Raw genomic sequence first — 17,478 nt, forward strand, 5'->3', positions numbered from 1 at the left:
CGGTGGAACCGCCGCCCCACCCCGCTCAGGAGGGCAGGTCCAACGCCCGCTGGAGCCGGGCGCGGTAGCTCCGTCCTGACGTCAACTTCGTCCCATCCCGCAGGGTCAGCACGAACTCGCCAGGAGGCAGCGGCTCCACTTCCTCGATGCGGTCCACCCGGACGATGAGCGAGCGATGCGCACGCACGAAGTCCTTCGGGTCCAGCTTCGCCTCCAGCGCGTTCATCGTCTCGCGCGCCAGGTACGACTGCTTGCCCAGGTGGACGGAGACATAGTTCCCCTCCGCCTCCAGGTAGTCGATGTCCTCCACGCGCAGGAAGCGCATCCGCCAGCCCACCTTCGCCACCAGCTTCGTCGCGTACGGCTCCGACGCGGGAGGCAGGCGCTGCGACAGCGCGTCCAGCCGCTCGATGAGGTCCGCGTCCAGCTCCGTGGCCCCGGTGCGGCGGCGCTCACGCACCCGCGAGAGGCTGAGGCGGAAGCGCTCCCTGTCGAAGGGCTTGAGCAGATAGTCGAGCGCGTTGGCCTCGAACGCCTGCACCGCGAAGTCCCGGTGCGCCGTCACGAAGATGACCGCCGGTTGCCGCTCCTGGGCCACCGCGCGCAGCACACCGAAGCCGTCGGGCTCCGGCATCTGCACGTCCAGCAGCACCAGGTCCGGGCGCTCCTTGCCGATGGCGGCGATGGCCTCGACGCCGTCGCGACACTCGCCGATGACGGTCATGTCCGCCTCGTCCGCGAGCAGCTCCTTGAGCCGCTCCCGCGCCAGGGGCTCATCGTCGACGATGAGCACGCGGATGGGCGGCGTCACGTCGCGGGCTCCGTCCGGAAGGGAATGGCCAGGGACACCAACGCCCCGCCCTCCGAGCGCCCCCGCAGCTCCAGTCGATGGTCCGGGCCGTAGAGCTGGACGAGCCGCTCCCGCGTAATCCACAGGCCCTTGCCACTCCCCGAGGCCTTGGGGGCCGTCGACTCGCGCAGGCCGACGCCGTCGTCGCGGACCTCCAGGAGCAGCGCCGGGCCCTCGCGCCGGGCGGACACCGTCACCGTGCCCGGAGCGGAGCGCGGGGCGATGCCGTGCTGGATGGCGTTCTCCACCAGGGGCTGGAGCAACAGGTGCGGCACGTGGGCACCGAGCGTGTCCTGCTCGATTTCGTGCTTCACCTGGAGCCGGTCCGTGAAGCGCACGCCCTGGATGTCCAGGTAGAGCTGCAAGGTGCGCAGCTCGTCCCGCAGCGTCACCTCCTCGCGGCCCGCAGCATCCAACGTGCCCCGCAGCAAGTCGCTGAGCCGCGCAATCATCCGCTCGCTGCCCATCGGGTCCCGGTGCACCAGGGCGGAGATGGAGTTGAGCGTGTTGAAGAGGAAGTGCGGGTGGAGCTGGGACTTGAGGACGTGGAGCTGCGCGCGGGCGAGCTGCGTGTCCCTCAACCGGACCTGCTCCGCGTAGTAGATGGCGTGCGCCACACCCAGGAGCGTCAGATAGATGAACGGGTTGTAGAGCAGCGCATGCTCCAGCACGGCCGTGTAGGCGGGGGGCGCGTCGTACCAGTGGAAGTACGGGTCCAGCGAGTAGATGACGGTGGCACGGAAGAACGAGACGGCGAGCGCACCGCCCACGTGCAGGGCGAGGCGAGAGCGCCAGCGACGCCGCTCGAAGGGGAAGCGCAGGCCGAAGTACACGACGGCGACGGTGATGGGCGCCCACAGCGCGGTGGCGAAGCCATCCGTGAGCAGCGCATGAGACCAGGACACGCCCCGGACGGAGTGCGCTTCACTGGAGGCCGCCAGCCCCTGCAAGGTCCAGTAGGCGAAGGCCGCCACCCATAAAATCCAACCGCGTCCGCGTGACATGGCCTCAAGGTACACGGACTCGCGCCGGCTTTCACATCCATGCCCGTCTCCCCTCTGACGGGCAGGCCCGCACACATGAGTGAGCAGGCAATCCAGCCCCCATCCGGCAACTGTTTTTGGCGAACCTCCAGCAATTCAGTGACAATAGACACATGTCACTATCACGCACGCTCTTCGTCTCGCTCGCGGTGGTCCTCCTGGGGTGCTCCGGGTCGTCGGGTGACTCGGGAAAGGAGGAGTCGCCCGAAGATGAGTTCGGAGTGGCGTCCGTCAGCGACGCCGGAACGCAGGATGCGGGGATACCGGACGCGGGTGGAGGCCCGGCCGACGCGGGTGACAGCCTCGCGGGGCTGACCCGCATCGCCACCGCCGAGTACCAGTTGTTCTACCTGGTGGATGGCCGCGTGAAGGGCATCGGCTCCAACCGCGCGGGCCAGCTCGGCGTGGGCCACTCCAACCCGTACAACCAGGTCCCGCCCATCGACATCGCCCTGCCCCAGGGGCTGCGCTTCAAGGACGTGGCGGGCGGCGGCTTCCAGAGCCTCGCGCTCGATGTCCAGGGACGCGTCTGGACCTTCGGACAGAACCTCTACGGTCAGCGGGGCGACGGCACCACGAACGACTACCCAAACCGCACGACGACGCCGAACAACGGCCAGCCGTACCTCATCCTCCAGGACTCCACCGGCGCGGTGTTCGACAACGTCGTCGCGGTGCGCAGCGCGCTGCTGTTCAACATGGCGCTGAAGGCGGACGGCTCCGTCTGGGTCTGGGGCATGAGCGGCACGGCGATTGGCAATACGCTGGGCATCGCGGGAGACGGAAACCAGGCGCCGCGCAACATCACCCGCCCCACGCGCGTCCCGCTGCCGCAGGGCGTGCGAATCACGAGCTTCACCACCAACGACAACACCATCTTCGCGCTGGATGACACCGGCAAGGCGTGGGCGTGGGGCGGAGGGTCCGCCGCGGAGAACCTGGGCACGGGCAATTTCGCGGGCTATGCGCAGCCGAACCCGCTGAACATCCCCGTGAAGGTGAAGGAGCTCGCGGCCGGAGGCAGCCGCTGGGCGGTGGCGCTGGACGAGAACGGGAGCCTGTGGGGATGGGGCGTCCAGGGCACCTTCCTGGGCATCGGCAGTCCGACGGGCGGCTGGATTCCCAAGGCCACCCCAGTCCAACTGTCGTTCCCCGAGTTCGGCTCGCGCAAAATCGTCCACGTGTCCGCGTGTGGCCATGCCACGCACGTGATTCTGGACGACGGCTCGCTGTGGGGCTGGGGCGACAGCGCGATGGGCGAGGTGGGCAACGGAGTGATGCTGGACTTCGCCACCTACCACACGCCCTACAGCTGGGACTGGTCCAACTACCAGAAGATGGTCTTCCGTCCCGTGCAGGTTGCCCCGGGCGTCACCTTCAAGGCCCTGCACAACACGGCGCAGTCCTTCTACGGCTATGCCACCGCCACGGACGGCACCATCTACTCCTGGGGCCGCAACAAGACGGGCGTGCTGGGCAATGGCGTGAGGCCCACCGGTGACGTGGCGGGCCGACCCGACAGCTGGAACGTGGCCACCGCCACGCCCGTGCCCGCGCACCTGCTGACCACGGGCACCGACACGCCGTCGCTGTAGCGCGCGCCGTCAGTCGTTCAGCACCACGGCCAGGCCGTGGGAGAAGGGCTGGGCGGAGGCGAAGCGGGGTGTCACCGCCCAGCTTCCGTCCGCGCGCAGATAGCCGAACCTGCCGTCCTGCTTCACGGCCGCCAGCCCCTCCGAGAACGCGCCATTCACCGCCTGGAAGCGGGGCTCGATGACCATGGCCCCCTTCCGGTCGATGAAGCCATAGACACCCTTCACCTTCACGGGCGCGAGTCCCTCGCGAAACGCGCACTCCGTCAGGCACTCGTCCCAGCTCGAGAAGCCGGGCTCCAGCACCCAGGCGCCGGACTCGTCCACGAAGCCGAACTTCTTGCCCTTCATGACGAGCGCCAGCCCGTCCGAGAAGCGGCCCATCGTCTTGAAGTCGAAGCTGGCGAGACACTGGCCCTTGGGGTCGATGAGCCGGCTCTCCTCGCCCGGAGGGCTCTTCTTCAGGACGACGTGCGCCTTGCCGTCGACGAAGGGCCGGGCGAGTCCGCCGCCGAACCCGTCCAGCACCACCTCGCCCTTCCTGTTGATGTACGAGTCAGAGGCCTTCGCCCCCGCGCGCATCACCGGCGCGAGCCCCGAGCCGAAGCGCCCCACATTCACGTAGGTGGCCCCGGCCACGACGTACTTCGTGAAGTTCGCCTTGAACTCCACCGGCAACACGAGCGTGCCCTTCACGTCGATGAAGCCCTCGTCCGTCAGGGCCAGTCCATCGCTGAAGCCGCTGAAGGCGCGCGTCACCTTCAGCGAAGTCTGTCCCTTCACGTCGATGAAGACCCAGCCATCGCCGGCGGGCATGCGGGCCTGGCCTTCGTTGAAGGTGAAGGGAGTCCCATGGGGGCTGGGGATGACCAGCTCCCCCTTCGTGTCGATGAAGCCGTAACGCGTTTTCACGCCAGGGACCCTACCGTCCGGGCCGTGGCGCGTCGATGCTCACGGCCGCGCGCAGGAGCGTCCACCGCCCGCGTGATACATGAGGTCCTGGTAGACGGTTTGCGCGAGGATTTGCGTCTTGCTCTCCAGGCGCTGGACGGTGACACCGCCGCGCTGGAGCTCGAAGACAGGCGTGGTGCCGGGCACCAGCGGAGCCTGGAAGGCCGTCACTCCCGCGCTCGTCACGTCCAGCGTGCGCACGTCGGTGCCCTGGGTGATGACCAGCCGGCCCGGCTCCTTGAGGAAGGCGAGCAGCTCCACCTGGTTGGACGCGGCCACCCCGCCCCGCAGCTTCATGGCGCGCGCCGTCTGCTTCGCGGCGTTGTAGGGCGCGTCCGTGCGGTGCCGACGGTGCGTGTAATAGAGCGTGTCGCGGACGATGGTGGGGCGCTGCCCCGTCTTGAACCAGGTCGTGTAGTACGCAATCCAATCCATGATGACGTAGCCGCGCTCCTGGGACGCCGTCATCCACGACTCGCCGTAGTCCGTCAGCGTCAGCAACGTAATCCAGTCCGCGTCGCCCTCCATCGCCTTCTCGAACTGCGTGCGGAACGCGAGGCTGTTCTGCGCCTCCCAGTACACGCGGCTGCTGTTCTCGCTGTCGGTGAGCTTGTGGCGCACGTCCTCGAACGCGACGGGGGACATCCACAGCTTGCCTCGGCGGTGCGACTCCACGCTCCAGCGGCGCATGTTCTCCCCGGACTGCGCGGTGCGCTCGCCCCACGTGGAGAAGCCCGTCACCAGGTTGTTCCACTCCGCATACTTCGTCACGTCGCCCGTGTACGACAGCAGCGGCCAGTACGTGACTTGGATGCCCTGCGCCGCGAGCCGCGTCTTCAGCTCCGTCCAGAAGGACACCGACTTGCGCTCCGGGTTGAAGCTGGCCAGGACGATGGCCCCGTTGAGCTTGTGCACGGACGGGTGCTGCGCCACGGAGGCAATCATCGACACCAGTCCATCCGTGGTGCCCGTGGCCTCGGTGGGGAAGTCCGGACTGAGGACGATGCGGAACTCCGGGTCCACCGCCGCGGCCGCCGCGAGCATGACGGTGAGCTGATTGTTCCGCGTGTCCGACGAGACGCGGTACGGGTGCTCGTAGATGAAGCCGTCCATCCCGGAGGCAATCGCGCGGCGCACCTCCGTCTCGAAGTCACGCTGCCGCCACGCGCTGTCGGCCCAGGGGGCTCGGGGCAACGGCCTGTCCCGCATCAGTCCGCCGATGTTCGCGTACTCGCCGTTGCGCGACTCGGGCGTCATCCAGCCCGTCCAGTAGTCCGACGCGGGCTGCGCGTTGTCGATGGAGATGGGGAAGATGGGGTAATAGAAACCGAAGACCTTCTTCGGCGCCGCGCGCAGCACCGCCGTCGTCGGCATGTCGAACGGGTAGCACTCGGAGATGGGCGTCGGCGCGGGCGCCAGCGTGGCGCTCAGCTCCAGGTTGAAGCGCGCATCGGACGTGTTCGCCGCCGACTGGTGCAGCTCCACCGCGAGGACGTTCGTCCCCGTGCGCAGCGCCGCCGCGTCGATGCCCTGACTCACCCACGTCTGCTCCTCCGCGGGCACCGCGATGGTGGCGGGCGCCAGCGTGCGGTAGCCCACCGCTCCAGCGGGCAGGTTGCTGCGGAAGACCTCCGTGCCGTTCAGGTAGACGATGGCGCCGTCATCCCGCTGCAACCGCACCAACAACTCGCGGACTCGCGCCGCGTCCGCGACGGTGAAGGCGTGCCGGAAGTACGTGGTGATGTGCTTGTTGGTGGCGTTGGCGCCGTAGGAGACCGACGTGGCCAGGTCCGTCTCCGCGTAGCCCAGCGGCGAGGCTCCCGCTGCCCAGGCCGCGTCCGCGAAACCCGTCGCCGTCCACGCCGTGCCCAGGTCCACCCCTGTGTCCAGGTAGCGCCACGAAGCGCCCGTCGCGACGAGCACCGTCGTCAGCGAGGGTGCCGCGGCGGCAACCAGGTCGGCTTCCGGCGCCGTGGGAAACACGCCCGCCTCGGGTGCTCCGTCCTCGGTGGGAAGCGACTCGTCCGGGGCGCCTCCCGCGCACGACATCGAGAGCAGGGGTGCCAACAAGAACGCGGCGAGCCGCGCCCTGGCGAACTCCATGGTGATGCGCATCGGTCGACCTCGAGGGGCGCTTCATCCGGGGGGATGAAGAGGGGGTTACCCTCGGGACACGGGAGGTCCCCAGATGGCGCACGCTTTCGCGCTTTTCCTGCAAGTCATTGAGCCGCGCGACACATCGGCACGCTCACGTCATGGCAGCAGTGCTTCCTTCCGCTTCAGCTTCTTCGCGAGCGTCGTGTAGGACCACTCGCCCTCTTCATCCACCAGCCCCTTGGCGAGCAGCTTGCTCAACTGGGGGCCAATCTCGCTGGAGTGGCCGATGAGGTGATGGTCCGCGCGCACCTTGTCGATGGCGTCCTCGCGGTCATCCGAGACGACGAGCCGGGCGGACAGCGTGTCGGCGTAGGTGGAGTAGTCGTTGTAGTAGGTCCACGCCACACCCTGGAGGGAGAAGTCCCCCAGCACGACAATCTCTCCGTGGAAGAGGAGGTTGTGGGCCTTGAGCGAGCCGCCGACGAAGAGCAGCGAGTAGTCGAAGCCCTCGTGGATGATGTTGCCCTCCACCACCAGGTCTCCCGCGACGAGCAGGCGGCCCTGGTCCTCCAGGATGAGGTTGCCGTTCACCGTGACACTCTTCGCGTCGAAGGTCTGGTCCTGGCCCTCGGAGAGGGTCAGGCCCTGCGCCACCTGCTTCACTTCGGCGGACGGTGTCAGCTTCGCCTTGAGCGCGGCTCGCTTGCCGGCCGAGCCAGCTTGTGCGTGGAGCGAGCCTTCCTGCAGCAACTTTTCGAAGAGCGTCATGTTCACAGGCTAGAAGTCCACCCGGGAGCTGACGAGCGAAATGTCCGGGCCGGATCTCCCTGGGAAGCCTCGGCCGCCCGGCTCCGGGTATACTGGGGACTCGGCCGGGAAAACGGTGTGAGGTCCGCGTGGCATCGACCAGGACTGTCCCAAGGGTTTCGACGCTCGGGAGTGTGAGCGCTCGGGGCGCGCTGCTTGCCTGTGCGCTGCTCTTCGCCCATGCGGCGGTCGCGCAGACCACGGAGGACCGGGCCTACGTTGGCGTCACCTTCGCGCGCGGCACCGAGATTGGCTCACAGGGCGGCAGACTGGATGAGCGCAGGCAGTTGGACCTGCGCATCCCCCTCCCGCCCCTGTTCCTGGGCCGCACGGTGCTCGTGCCCTCCTTCGGTTACGAGACGCGCTTCATGGGACTGGAGCAGCACGGTCCGCTGGCCGACGTGTCGGAGGAGGAGCTGGGTCGGCAGTTCCATCGCTTCCAGCTCGGCCTCACGCTGATTCGTCCGCTCTCGCCCCGGTGGATGCTGGTGACGGGCGCGGTGGCGAACACGCGCACGGACTTCAAGAGCTCCTTCGACTTCGGACTGGACACCTCGTGGGTGGGCTTCGCCATGGCGAACTACCTGATTGGTGGAGACCCGGACGTGAGGCTGACGTTCGGCCTGGTGGCGCTGTATCCGTTCGACGCCACGCCCGTCATCCCCATGCTGGCCTTCGCCTACCGCAAGGGGCCGTACATCCTGGAGGTGGGTCTGCCTCGGCTCGCCATGCTGTACAAGGTGGGCGACGGGGTGGAGCTGGGCATCACCGGCATGTTCGACCAGCAGGTCTTCCGCTCGCGCATCCCGTATGACGGGCAGGGCCCCATGCCGCAGTACATCCGTGAGACGGCGCTGCGCTTCGGCCCCACGGTGAATGCGCGCCTGGGCAGTGGAAACCTCTGGGTCAGCTCGTCCATCGGGCTCGACTTGCTGAACGACTATGCGCTGCTCGACAAAAACCGGGACCGGGTGGAGCTGGGGATGCTCCAGTCCACGGGCCCGGCGCCCTATCTGAGGGTGTCGCTCGGCTGGCGTCCGCCCCGTCGTGCCAGGGAAGCCGTCCGCCCCATCGGCGGCACGCCGGAGCAGGCTCCGGCGAAGGGCAACCCCCCGTCGCTCATCCGATGAAGGGCGTGAGCGCCTTCAGCCAGACGACGACGGCGGCCGCGCCCGCATCGGGCACACCGAGCGCCCTGCTCCCCAGGTAGCTGGCGCGTCCGAGCCGGGGCTGCATGCCCGCTGTGGCCTCCGCGCCCCGCGCTCCTTCGCGCACCGTCGCGGCCCAGGCCTCGGCGGTCGGCGCTCCGGCCTTCAGCTCTCGCGCGAAGGCATCGGCCGCGGGCTTGAGCGCATCCAGCATCGTGCGGTCTCCGGGCCTGGCCCCGCCGAGCTGCGCCACCGCGTCGACGGCGAGGACGAACGCGTCCGCCCAGGCCGGAGCATCGGTGGAGCCCTCGGAGAGCCGGCGCGCGGCGCGCAGCAACGCGGTGGCGTAGAACGGCCCCGAGCTTCCGCCGATGGCACGCCGCAGGGCATCGCCGATGGCCGTGAGCGCCCGTGAGGGAGTCGTCCACGAGGACTCGGGCAGGGCGCGAATCGCCGCCGCGCCGCGCGACAGGCTGAGCCCCAGGTCGCCATCTCCCGCCGCGCTGTCGAGTTCAGTCAGGCGGACTTCACTCGCCTCGAAGGCGGCGGCGACGGCGAGCGCGGCGTCCCTCACGCGCTCCATTCCAGGCTGACGAGGCTCCTGGGTGGGAGGCGCGGACGGCGTGGCGGTAACGGGCCGAGCAGGCCGCGCGGGTGCGAGCCGGCCCTCGCCTCCCCAGGCGGGCGCGGTCGTCTTCGCGTCGAGCCAGCCCAGGCGCGCGTCATCCAGCTTCAGCACGGACAGAGAGCAGCCCGGCATCTCCAGCGCGGAGAGGAACGTCCCGGTCCACGCGCGCTCCACCCGCAGGCCGCGCTCGCCGAGAAGGGTCAGCGCGCGGCGCGTGACGATGGCCAGCTCCATGGGGGGCGTGCCGCCCAGTCCGTTCACGAGCAGGGCCACGCGGGTGCTCGCGCCGAAGCTCCGGTCCTCCAGGATGGTGGCGAGCAGCGACTCCACCAGGGCATCAGCGGCCTGGAGCGGCGCGCGGCGCACGCCCTGCTCTCCGTGGATGCCCAGGCCCAGCTCGATTTCGTCGTCGCCCAGGGTGAAGCCAGGACGGCCCGCCGCCGGCACGGTGCACGGGCCGAGCGCGACGCCCATGGTGCCCAGCTCCGCCGAGGCCGCCTGGGCTTCTCCGAGCACGTCCTTCAGGGGCAGCCCCGCTGCCGCGGCGGCTCCCGCCACCTTGTGGACCAGGACGGTGCCAGCGATGCCGCGACGTCGCGCGGGCTCGACGGTGTCGCGCAGGGCGACGTCATCGGCGACCACGACGACCTCCACCGGGATGCCTTCCGCGCGAGCCAACTCGGCGGCGAGGCCGAAGTTGAGCCGGTCTCCGGTGTAGTTCTTCACCACGAGGAGCGAGCCCGCGGGGCCTGACACCGCGCGAATGGCGGCGAGCACGGCGTCGGTGCTGGGCGAGGTGAACACGTCCCCCGCCACCGCCGCGTCGAGCATGCCCGCGCCGACATAACCCGCGTGCGCCGGCTCATGTCCGCTGCCGCCACCGGAGATGACGGAGACCTTGCGCTGCCGAGGGTCGGCCGGTGTGTCGGCGCGGATGACCACCGTCTCGTCGTCGAGCAACACCTGCCCTGGAGCAAGCGCGACGAATCCCTCCAGCATCTGCCTCACGACGGCCCTGGGCTCATTGACGAGCTTCTTCACCGGTTCCTGCTCCTTGGCGGGGACGGCCTGAACGGCGGGAGTAAAGCACGGGCGTCCCGGCACGACGTCCGGAGGAGCGACACGACGAGCGAGGCCCGCATCGGAAACGTCCGCCAACCATCGCCGCGCCCCCATACGGACCCAGCCCGTGGAACGGGTCATCTGGCGGCGTCCTGGATTCCCTTCCGCAGGGGCGTCCCTCCCCCTTCGACCTTGGGCCAGAAATCGCTTGCCGGGCCGGGGCGGAGAGACCTAGCTAGGGCTCGGGGAGCGCATGTCCTTTCTCGTCATCCTGCTGACCGCGGGATTCTTCACCATCCTCTTCTCCCAGTTCGGGCATCGACTTCCCGCGAGGAACTCGCTCATCTGGTGGTTGGTGGCGCTGTTCCTCCTGACCACCGTCATCAATCCCGACCTGTTCCGCCCGGTCATCCGGGTGCTGGGCATCGAGCTCGTCAGCAACTTCGTGCTCGGCGGGATGATGATGTTCCTGTTCTTCCAGATGGTGGAGCAGCAGGCGGAGAACCGGCGCTTCTCCCGACAGATTGTCGAGCTCACCACCAGCTTCGCCGCCCAGCAGTTCCCCAAGGAGGCCGCGCGGCACCTGGCTGGCGAGGGACGCAAGGTGCTCATCCTCCTGCCCTGCTTCAACGAGGCCGGCTCGCTGCCGGAGGTGCTCCCCCGGCTCGCCGCGCTCGAATCCCGAAGCACCGGTGAGGAGCGCTTCGCCTTCTGCGTGGTGGACGATGGCTCCCTGGACGATACGCCTCGCCTGCTCGCCACGCTCGCGCCCCTGGGCCACGTCACCCACAGCACCAACGTCGGCGTGGCCGGAGCGCTCTTGACGGGCTTCAAGCTCGCGCGGGTCCTGGACGCGGACCAGGTCGTCCAATGCGACTCCGACGGCCAGCACCCCATCGAGGAGATTCCCCGCCTGGTGGCGCTCGCCCGTCAGCGGGGCGCGGACCTCATCATCGGCTCACGCTTCGTGCCGCCGGAGCCCACGGCCAACGCGGTGTCCAATCCCCTGCGCAGCACCACCCCGCTGCGGCGCACGGGTGGAATGCTCGTCACGCTCGTGCTGGGCCTGTTCGGCCGGCAGGCGCGAGTGAGCGACCCGACCTCCGGCTTCCGCGTCTACTCGCGGCGGGCCGTGCAGGAGCTGCTGCGCGCGATGCCGGACGAATATCCGGAGCCCGAGTCCATCGCGTTGCTCGCCCTCCGCGGCCTGCGCATCGAAGAGGTCCTGGTGGAGATGACGCCGCGCACCCAGGGCGTCTCCAGCTTGAGTGGACTGAAGAGCATCCGGTTCATGGTCAAGGTCACCACCGCGCTGCTGGGGCTGCGCGTCCGCTCGCTGGTGGGAGGCTGAGCGGATGGCGACGTTTCGCGAGCGGCTCACCCGGGCGCTGAGCAGCCTCGACACTCGCGGCTCGCCCTCCGAATCCCCCGGCCCGGCCACCTGGCTGGTGCTGGCGCTGTTGCCCGTGCTGGCGCTGTTGCTGTCCGGTGTCTTCCGCGCGGCGCTGCGCCTGGGCATCACCGCCTCCCTGGGGCTGGCGGTCATCCTGCTCGCGGGTGGAGTGGTCCTGGCCGCGCTCGCGGGAGGGCTCCAGGTGAGGCGCGGGTGGCACGTCCTCCCTGCGCTGCTGGTGCTGGGGGGCCTCATGCTGGCGACCTTCCAGGCGCTCTACGCCCCCGCCTTCGACGGCTTCATGTCCATGGGCGGTGGAGACGCGGGCAATCACGTCGCGCTCCGGCGCGCGTTCGTCGAGAACGCTCCGGAGACCTACCAGCAGTTCGTGTCGTTCTACGCCTTCACGCACTGGCTGGAGGTCTTCTTCGGCCTCAACGCCTTCGAGTCGTTCCGGGCGGGGTTCTACGCCATCCCCTTCCTGCTGACGCTCTGCATGCTCGCGGCGCTCCTGGCGATGAACCACCGTCAGGAGGAAGCGGGAGTGCCGGGCGCGCGCGTGGCGCCGTGGCTGTTGCTCGCGGGCCTGCTGGCGGGGACGTCCATCCTCTTCCCGATGCTCCACTACCACCAGGCCGAGGGCTTCTACGCCCACCTGTTCGGACTGGTGCCCACGCTGCTGGGCTGGATGCTCTTCGGGTTCTTCACCTCGCGGCTCTTGCGCATCGGAGCCCTGCTCTTCGCCGTCGTCCTCCACCGCTACACCTACGGGCTCAACCTGGGCGACGTGCTCCTCGTCACCGCGGTGCTGGCGGGCGTCGAGTCCATGGGTGTGCCCCATGCACGGCGCGCCCGGATGGCACTGCGCATCCTGGCCGTCGGACTGGGGCTCGCGGCCCTCTTCGCCTATTGGAAGCTGCTCCCGCTGATTCCGGTGACGGGCGGCATCGTCGCGCCTCGCTTCCACGCGATGCTGCGGGGACAACTGGTGCTGGCCCTGGGACTGCTGTTGCTCCCGCTGGCCGCGAGGCGCATGGGGCTGGCCCTGGGCGACACCGGAACACGCCTGGCGTTGTATGCGGGCCTCTTCGGCGCCGTGAGCGGCCTGGTGCAGCTCCTCTGCCTGGGGTTCGTGACGAGTCGGGAGTACTACCTCATCAAGTACCACCTGCACGGCGCCGTGCTGGTGCTGTGCGCGACGCTGGTCCTGGTCTCCACGGTGCTGGCCCAGGCGCTCTCACGGTGGGCACGGCGGCGTCAGGGGAGACCGGTTCACCCGGGCCTCGTGCCGCTGGCCGTCCTGGTCGGCGTCGGCGTGTTCAACCTGCACAAGGCCGTCGCGCCCTATGAGGAGAGCCTCCAGGAGCGCGGGTCCGGCAAGGCGCCGTGGCGCACGCTCATCCCGCTCGCGGATGGCGAGGGCTGGAGTCGCATCCAAGCGACGCTCGCGCGAGAGCACGCCGACTTCGGTGGGCTCGTGTCCGCGAACTGGCCGCTGATGAACTTCATGAACGCGGGGCTGCGCAAGACGACGGGCGAGGACGCGCTGAGCTTCGGCTGGCAGCAGTACCTCCACGGCCTGGTGAAGCAGGGCCCGGGCCTGTGCGTGTTCTGGTACGCGACGGAGCGCGACTTCCAGGAGCTGGCCGAGACAAAGGCCACCAATGGAGGCTCGCTGTTGGACGTGGCCCGGGCGCTGGACGCCAGGGCGGAGAAGCGCTGCGAGGACTACCCCGCGCGCTGGGATGCCCAGCGCCCCCTCCGGCTCTGCCACGTCTGCGAGCCGAAGCAGTCGGGGACGTAGCGACTCACGTCAGCCGCTTGCCCTTCACCATCTCCAGGCCCAGCGGGTTGCCCCGGTAGTGGACGGGGTCCAGCAGCACCTTCTGGATGCGCCACCCTTCGGCCGTCTTCTCCACGTCGTGGGTGTAGCGGGCGACGATGGTCCACTCCTGCTGGACGCCGCCCAGCGTGAAGTAGTGGGCGACCTCCGCGTAGGCCATCACCTGCGCCTGCGTGGCGCTCTTGAAGTGAATCCTCACGGTGGTGGCCGTGGCGTGCTGGACGCGGCTGAAGGCGCCCACCGCCACGCGGCCGTACTCGGCGGCCTGCTCGCGAGTGATTTGGATGGGCTCGCCTCCCATGAAGCGGCTGTAGTCCGCGGTGAGCTGGGGCGTGAAGACATTCGCCCACCGACTCCAGTCCCCCGTGTCCTTGCCGAAGTCGATGGCCTGCCCGTACTCCGCCACCAGTTCCTGGATGGCAATCCAATCCAACACATACTGCTGGTCTTTCTCTCGCATACCCGGGGACTCTAGCGCGGAAGCCTGTACGGGAAGGCCTCGCACCGTCATTCATTCATTGCCCCGGTACGGATGGCAGACGCCAGTGCAGGAGGACCGCCAGCATCCGCAAGCCGAAGCAGGCCACGGCCCCCAGGCTCGCCGCGAGCACGGCGGGCGCACCCACCCTCCGGGCCACGAGCAGCACACCCGCGCCCACGAGCGCCGCCACCGCATACACATCCGCGCGCAACACCAGCGGGACTCTCGCCAAGAACAGGTCGCGAATCGTTCCTCCCCCCACGCCTGTCATCGCGCCCAGCAACAAGGCCGTCAGCGCGGGGGCGCCCAAGGAGAGGGCCTTGCTCGCGCCCGTCACCGTGAAGAGGGCGAGCCCCGCCGCGTCCAGGGCCAGCGACAACGTAGGAGGAACCTGCCCCAAGGGGCCGCTCACCAGCACCACCAGCACGCCCCCGCCGAACGCCGTCGTGGCGTAGCGCCAGTCGCGAATCGCCAGCGGTGGCACCGCGCCGAGGAGTACGTCCCGCACGAGCCCACCGCCCAGCGCCGTGGCGAACGCGAGCACCAGCACGCCGAAGACGTCGAGCCCCGCTCGGGCCGCCGTCAGCGCGCCCTCGACAGCGAAGACGAGGGTGCCGGCCAGGTCCCCTGCCGTCAGGAGCATCAGCGGCATGCCGCGAGCCGGTGCGTCGACCATCGATGCGGGCCGCATCCCATTCCCCTCCGATGCCCCGTGGACCTGACCTCCCGGACGCGTCAGCTCTGCAGCACGGCCCTCACGGATTCAATGTCCCCACTCCACGAGAGGCCGGCTTCTGAACACCGCGACGCACTCGAACGTCAGGCGTCCCGCGGGCCCGACTCGCGGATGCGGCGCCGGAGCGCTCGCTGGAAGACTTCCAGTCGCCGCGCCGCTTCATCGACAGCCCCGCGCAGCAAGGGAAGCACCAAAAGACTTCCAGTCGCCGTGCCGCTTCATCGACAGCTCGGCGCAGCAACGGAAGACTTCAAGTCGCCGCGCCGCTTCATCGACAGCCCCGCGCAGGGATGAAAGCACCGGGTGAGGTCCTCGGCGCTCATGTGTCACCCGCGCCCCTCGGCGGCGCGCGCTCGATGCCAGCGCACCGCGCCGAGCAGGCACATCAACCTACGGCGCCCCTGAGGACTCGTCCGTCCGCGCGGCCTCCTGCGTCTCATCCTCCGGCGGCTTCGCCACCACGGTGAGGATGGGCCTGGCATCCGCGAGCGAGGGCGTGAAGAGGGACGGCTGGCCCGGGTCGTCGAAGACGGTGGAGAAGTCGAGCCGGGTCAACCCCCGCTCCAGCCTCGCGGCGAACGTCTCCTTCAACAGCCGCACGTAGTATTCGACGTCGTAGTCGCGCGGCGCCTCCACCGCATCCGCCGGCCCGCCTCCGATGTCATCTGGCTCCGGCTCCGGCAACAGCCCCGCGCGTCCCCCCACCGCGCGGTAGACGTGGACGTGCTCTCCGGAGACCCAGGTCTTCCTGCCAGCGGCGAGCATGGCCTCGTAGGGCAGCTCGCGGCGACGCTCGCGCAGCGCGCCGTACTGCGCGGAGTCCTTCGTCAGCCGGACGTGCGAGGCCAGCTCCATCGTCGGCACCTGGCGCCTGCGCAGCGCCAACACCGTGGAGACGTAGACCTCCCGGACTCCCACCACGTCTCCAGCCAGCAGGCACCGCACCGCGCGGCGCAGGAAGGCCTCACCGAAGGGCTCCGCGCGGCTGGAGCGGAAGGCCACGCCCTTGAGGTGCAAGGTCCCATCATAGGACTGGAGCGCGTAGTTCTTCGGCTCGTGCGAGAGCATGGCCGCGTAGCGCCCGTCGAACTCGAGCTGGACGCGCTGGGGCAGCAGCGCTGCGACCTCCGACACCACGCGCCGCTCGTCCTCCTCGCGCCAGTCCTCCGGCACCGCGAAGTACACGCCGTCCGTGTCCGCCTCCAGCAGCGTGACACCCCGGCGGTCCAACTCGCGACACAGCAGCGCCAGCACCGCGCGCCCGCGCCGCGTCACCTCGTTGGCCGCATGCACGTCCGAGAAGCGCGTCAGCCCGGAGGCCCCCAGATAGCCATAGGCCGAGTTCACGACGAGCTTCATCGCCGCGGAGAGCGCTTCGTTCTCGTGTCGCTCGGACGAGCCCGGCGCCGCCGCGCGCGCCCGCTTCTTCGCCGCCAGCCGCTGGTCCACCAGCCGGTCCACCATCGCCAGCAGCGCGCCCAGCCTGTCCCGCTTGGGGCCGATGCGGTACTCGCGCATCAGCGACGGATAGAGGCTGGCCACGTCCGCCTTCACCACGCGCCGGGCCACCCCCGTGGCGAACAGGTGCAGCGCCGCGCCGTTGTGCGACGTGCCATCCCCGTCCTCATGCGCGGGGAGCGCCGCCCCCGTGCGCAGGTACGCCCGCACCAGCAGCGGGTCCAGCACCCCGGTGGCCGCGCCCGCGTCCGCCAGTCGCTCGTAGCGACGGGGCGCCATGCGCGCGAGCGCGAAGGCCGCGCCACCCAACAGCCGCGCCAGCCCCTCCGCCTCGCCCACGTCGTCGCGTGCGTAGCGCCGCACCCGCTCCGGGTCCGTCTGGAAGACCTCGTGCACGCGCGCGCCAGGGATGTACTCGCGCGCAGGGCCGGCGATGCCGAAGTGCCGCGCGACGGCCTTCAGCCCGTGGCCCGGCAAGTCTCGCGCGGAGAAGTCGTGCCGCAGCACCGCGTCCATCGTGTCGATGAACTCACGCCCGGGCACCGTGTAGCGCGCGCGCCGCATCGAGTCCGCGTTGCGCTCCGCGCCGCGCCCCAGCGCCGAGCCTCGCGCGGAGGGCCGGTGCCGCAGCCCCGGGCCTCCCATGCGCCCCAGCGACACGGGCACGTTGAGCAGCTTCGCGCGCCGCGCGACGAAGGGCAGGTCGAAGCCGTGCAGGTTGTGGTTCTCGATGACGTCCGGGTCCAGCTCGCGCACCCGCTCGACGAAGCGGCGCAGCAGGTCCGCCTCCGCCGCGTCACCCTGTCCATGCGCCTCCAGCACCTCCAGCTCGCCCTTCGGCCCGCGCATCGCGATGAGGAAGATGCGGTCCTTGCCCGGGTCCAACCCCGTGGTCTCCAGGTCGAACTGGAGCCGGTGCAGCTCGCCGAAGCCGAGCCCCCGGAAGTACGTCCGCCCGGAGGCCGTGAGGTACTGCTCCTCCGGCGGCAGCGACAACACCGTGCTCGGGCCCAGGTCCCGCAGGTTGGAGTACGCACGCCCCAGCCGCCGCGAAGCGCCTTGCAGCACGTCCGCCGCCAGCGCCCGCCCGTCCTCCGCGCGCACCAGGAAGCGCAGCACCCCAGGCCCCGACAGCTCCTGGAACGTCACCCGGCCCGGCGCATAACCCTCGCGCTCCGGCCGGAGCCGCGCGCCCAGGTGGTCCAGGTCTTCAAGGTTGGAGAGCACCAGCCAGGGCCGGAAGCGCACGTCCTCGCGCACCAGCTCCCCCGTCCCGGGAATCCGCCGCCAGACGAAGGCGCGGCCGTCGGGCTCCGCCCACACCGAGACGATGCCCGGTGTCGCGTCCCAGCCCCACAGCCACTCGTCCTCCAACATGCCGCTCATCAT

13 protein-coding genes are annotated in these 17,478 nt (G+C 69.8%); 4 read left to right on the forward strand and 9 right to left on the reverse strand.

What is annotated here, in order from left to right; translation table 11 throughout:
• Positions 1–25: 25 nt before the first annotated feature.
• Positions 26–811, reverse strand: a complete 786-nt coding sequence (locus LZ199_RS46825) for a LytR/AlgR family response regulator transcription factor (RefSeq protein WP_253998288.1) — start codon at positions 809–811, stop codon at positions 26–28.
• Positions 808–1,854, reverse strand: coding sequence for a sensor histidine kinase (locus tag LZ199_RS35890; protein WP_253998289.1), 1,047 nt, complete (start codon positions 1,852–1,854; stop codon positions 808–810). The genes LZ199_RS46825 and LZ199_RS35890 overlap by 4 nt, the downstream gene beginning before the upstream one ends.
• Before the next feature lie 152 nt (positions 1,855–2,006).
• On the opposite strand from LZ199_RS35890, the gene LZ199_RS35895 reads away from it, so the two are divergent.
• On the forward strand, positions 2,007–3,488 hold the full coding sequence (locus LZ199_RS35895; RefSeq protein WP_253998290.1) for an RCC1 domain-containing protein: 1,482 nt from the start codon (positions 2,007–2,009) through the stop codon (positions 3,486–3,488).
• A 9-nt stretch (positions 3,489–3,497) separates the two neighbouring features.
• Here LZ199_RS35895 and LZ199_RS35900 read toward each other — a convergent pair whose 3' ends face one another.
• The 3 genes from LZ199_RS35900 to LZ199_RS35910 form a co-directional block, all read right to left on the reverse strand.
• On the reverse strand, positions 3,498–4,397 hold the full coding sequence (locus LZ199_RS35900) for a WG repeat-containing protein (protein WP_253998291.1): 900 nt from the start codon (positions 4,395–4,397) through the stop codon (positions 3,498–3,500).
• Positions 4,398–4,436: 39 nt separating this feature from the next.
• On the reverse strand, positions 4,437–6,551 hold the full coding sequence (locus LZ199_RS35905; RefSeq protein ID WP_253998292.1) for an endo-1,3-alpha-glucanase family glycosylhydrolase: 2,115 nt from the start codon (positions 6,549–6,551) through the stop codon (positions 4,437–4,439).
• Between the two features lie 138 nt (positions 6,552–6,689).
• The gene (locus LZ199_RS35910; RefSeq protein ID WP_253998293.1) at positions 6,690–7,301 is read right to left on the reverse strand and encodes a hypothetical protein; all 612 of its coding nucleotides are present in this window, start codon (positions 7,299–7,301) and stop codon (positions 6,690–6,692) included.
• A gap of 173 nt (positions 7,302–7,474) precedes the next feature.
• Between LZ199_RS35910 and LZ199_RS35915 the strand changes: the two genes are divergently transcribed.
• Positions 7,475–8,470 carry a hypothetical protein gene (locus LZ199_RS35915; protein WP_253998294.1) on the forward strand — a complete coding sequence of 332 codons (996 nt, stop codon included), beginning with the start codon at positions 7,475–7,477 and terminating at the stop codon, positions 8,468–8,470.
• Here the strand turns inward: LZ199_RS35915 and LZ199_RS35920 are convergent.
• Complete coding sequence (locus LZ199_RS35920; RefSeq protein ID WP_253998295.1) at positions 8,460–10,157, reverse strand: dihydroxyacetone kinase family protein; 1,698 nt, start codon at positions 10,155–10,157, stop codon at positions 8,460–8,462. The two genes, LZ199_RS35915 and LZ199_RS35920, sit on opposite strands and share 11 nt — an antisense overlap.
• A 274-nt stretch (positions 10,158–10,431) precedes the next feature.
• Between LZ199_RS35920 and LZ199_RS35925 the strand changes: the two genes are divergently transcribed.
• The gene (locus LZ199_RS35925; RefSeq protein WP_253998296.1) at positions 10,432–11,529 is read left to right on the forward strand and encodes a DUF2304 family protein; all 1,098 of its coding nucleotides are present in this window, start codon (positions 10,432–10,434) and stop codon (positions 11,527–11,529) included.
• 4 nt (positions 11,530–11,533) lie between these two features.
• A complete protein-coding gene (locus LZ199_RS35930) occupies positions 11,534–13,375 on the forward strand; it encodes a hypothetical protein (RefSeq protein WP_253998297.1) in 1,842 nt (613 codons plus the stop codon).
• Between the two features lie 4 nt (positions 13,376–13,379).
• Here the strand turns inward: LZ199_RS35930 and LZ199_RS35935 are convergent, their stop codons facing one another.
• The 3 genes from LZ199_RS35935 to LZ199_RS35945 form a co-directional block, all read right to left on the reverse strand.
• Positions 13,380–13,874 carry a nuclear transport factor 2 family protein gene (locus LZ199_RS35935; protein ID WP_253998298.1) on the reverse strand — a complete coding sequence of 165 codons (495 nt, stop codon included), beginning with the start codon at positions 13,872–13,874 and terminating at the stop codon, positions 13,380–13,382.
• A 55-nt stretch (positions 13,875–13,929) separates the two neighbouring features.
• Entirely contained in the window at positions 13,930–14,586 is a 657-nt protein-coding gene (locus LZ199_RS35940) for a trimeric intracellular cation channel family protein (RefSeq protein ID WP_253998299.1), read from the reverse strand.
• 435 nt (positions 14,587–15,021) lie between these two features.
• Positions 15,022–17,475 (reverse strand): DNA polymerase domain-containing protein, encoded by a 2,454-nt coding sequence (locus LZ199_RS35945; protein WP_253998300.1) that lies wholly within the window; start codon positions 17,473–17,475, stop codon positions 15,022–15,024.
• Positions 17,476–17,478 lie beyond the last annotated feature (3 nt).

This window comes from Myxococcus qinghaiensis (assembly GCF_024198215.1).
Classification (GTDB): domain Bacteria; phylum Myxococcota; class Myxococcia; order Myxococcales; family Myxococcaceae; genus Myxococcus; species Myxococcus qinghaiensis.

What these genes read in the sequence shown, in the direction of transcription:
- LZ199_RS35905 (WP_253998292.1), bottom strand. Translation starts at nt 6,551, where the DNA reads ATGCGCATCACCATGGAGTTCGCCAGGGCGCGGCTCGCCGCGTTCTTG.
- LZ199_RS35935 (WP_253998298.1), bottom strand. Translation starts at nt 13,874, where the DNA reads ATGCGAGAGAAAGACCAGCAGTATGTGTTGGATTGGATTGCCATCCAG.
- LZ199_RS35945 (WP_253998300.1), bottom strand. Translation starts at nt 17,475, where the DNA reads ATGAGCGGCATGTTGGAGGACGAGTGGCTGTGGGGCTGGGACGCGACA.
- LZ199_RS35890 (WP_253998289.1), bottom strand. Translation starts at nt 1,854, where the DNA reads ATGTCACGCGGACGCGGTTGGATTTTATGGGTGGCGGCCTTCGCCTAC.
- LZ199_RS35895 (WP_253998290.1), top strand. Translation starts at nt 2,007, where the DNA reads ATGTCACTATCACGCACGCTCTTCGTCTCGCTCGCGGTGGTCCTCCTG.
- LZ199_RS35940 (WP_253998299.1), bottom strand. Translation starts at nt 14,586, where the DNA reads ATGCGGCCCGCATCGATGGTCGACGCACCGGCTCGCGGCATGCCGCTG.
- LZ199_RS35930 (WP_253998297.1), top strand. Translation starts at nt 11,534, where the DNA reads ATGGCGACGTTTCGCGAGCGGCTCACCCGGGCGCTGAGCAGCCTCGAC.
- LZ199_RS35910 (WP_253998293.1), bottom strand. Translation starts at nt 7,301, where the DNA reads ATGACGCTCTTCGAAAAGTTGCTGCAGGAAGGCTCGCTCCACGCACAA.
- LZ199_RS35925 (WP_253998296.1), top strand. Translation starts at nt 10,432, where the DNA reads ATGTCCTTTCTCGTCATCCTGCTGACCGCGGGATTCTTCACCATCCTC.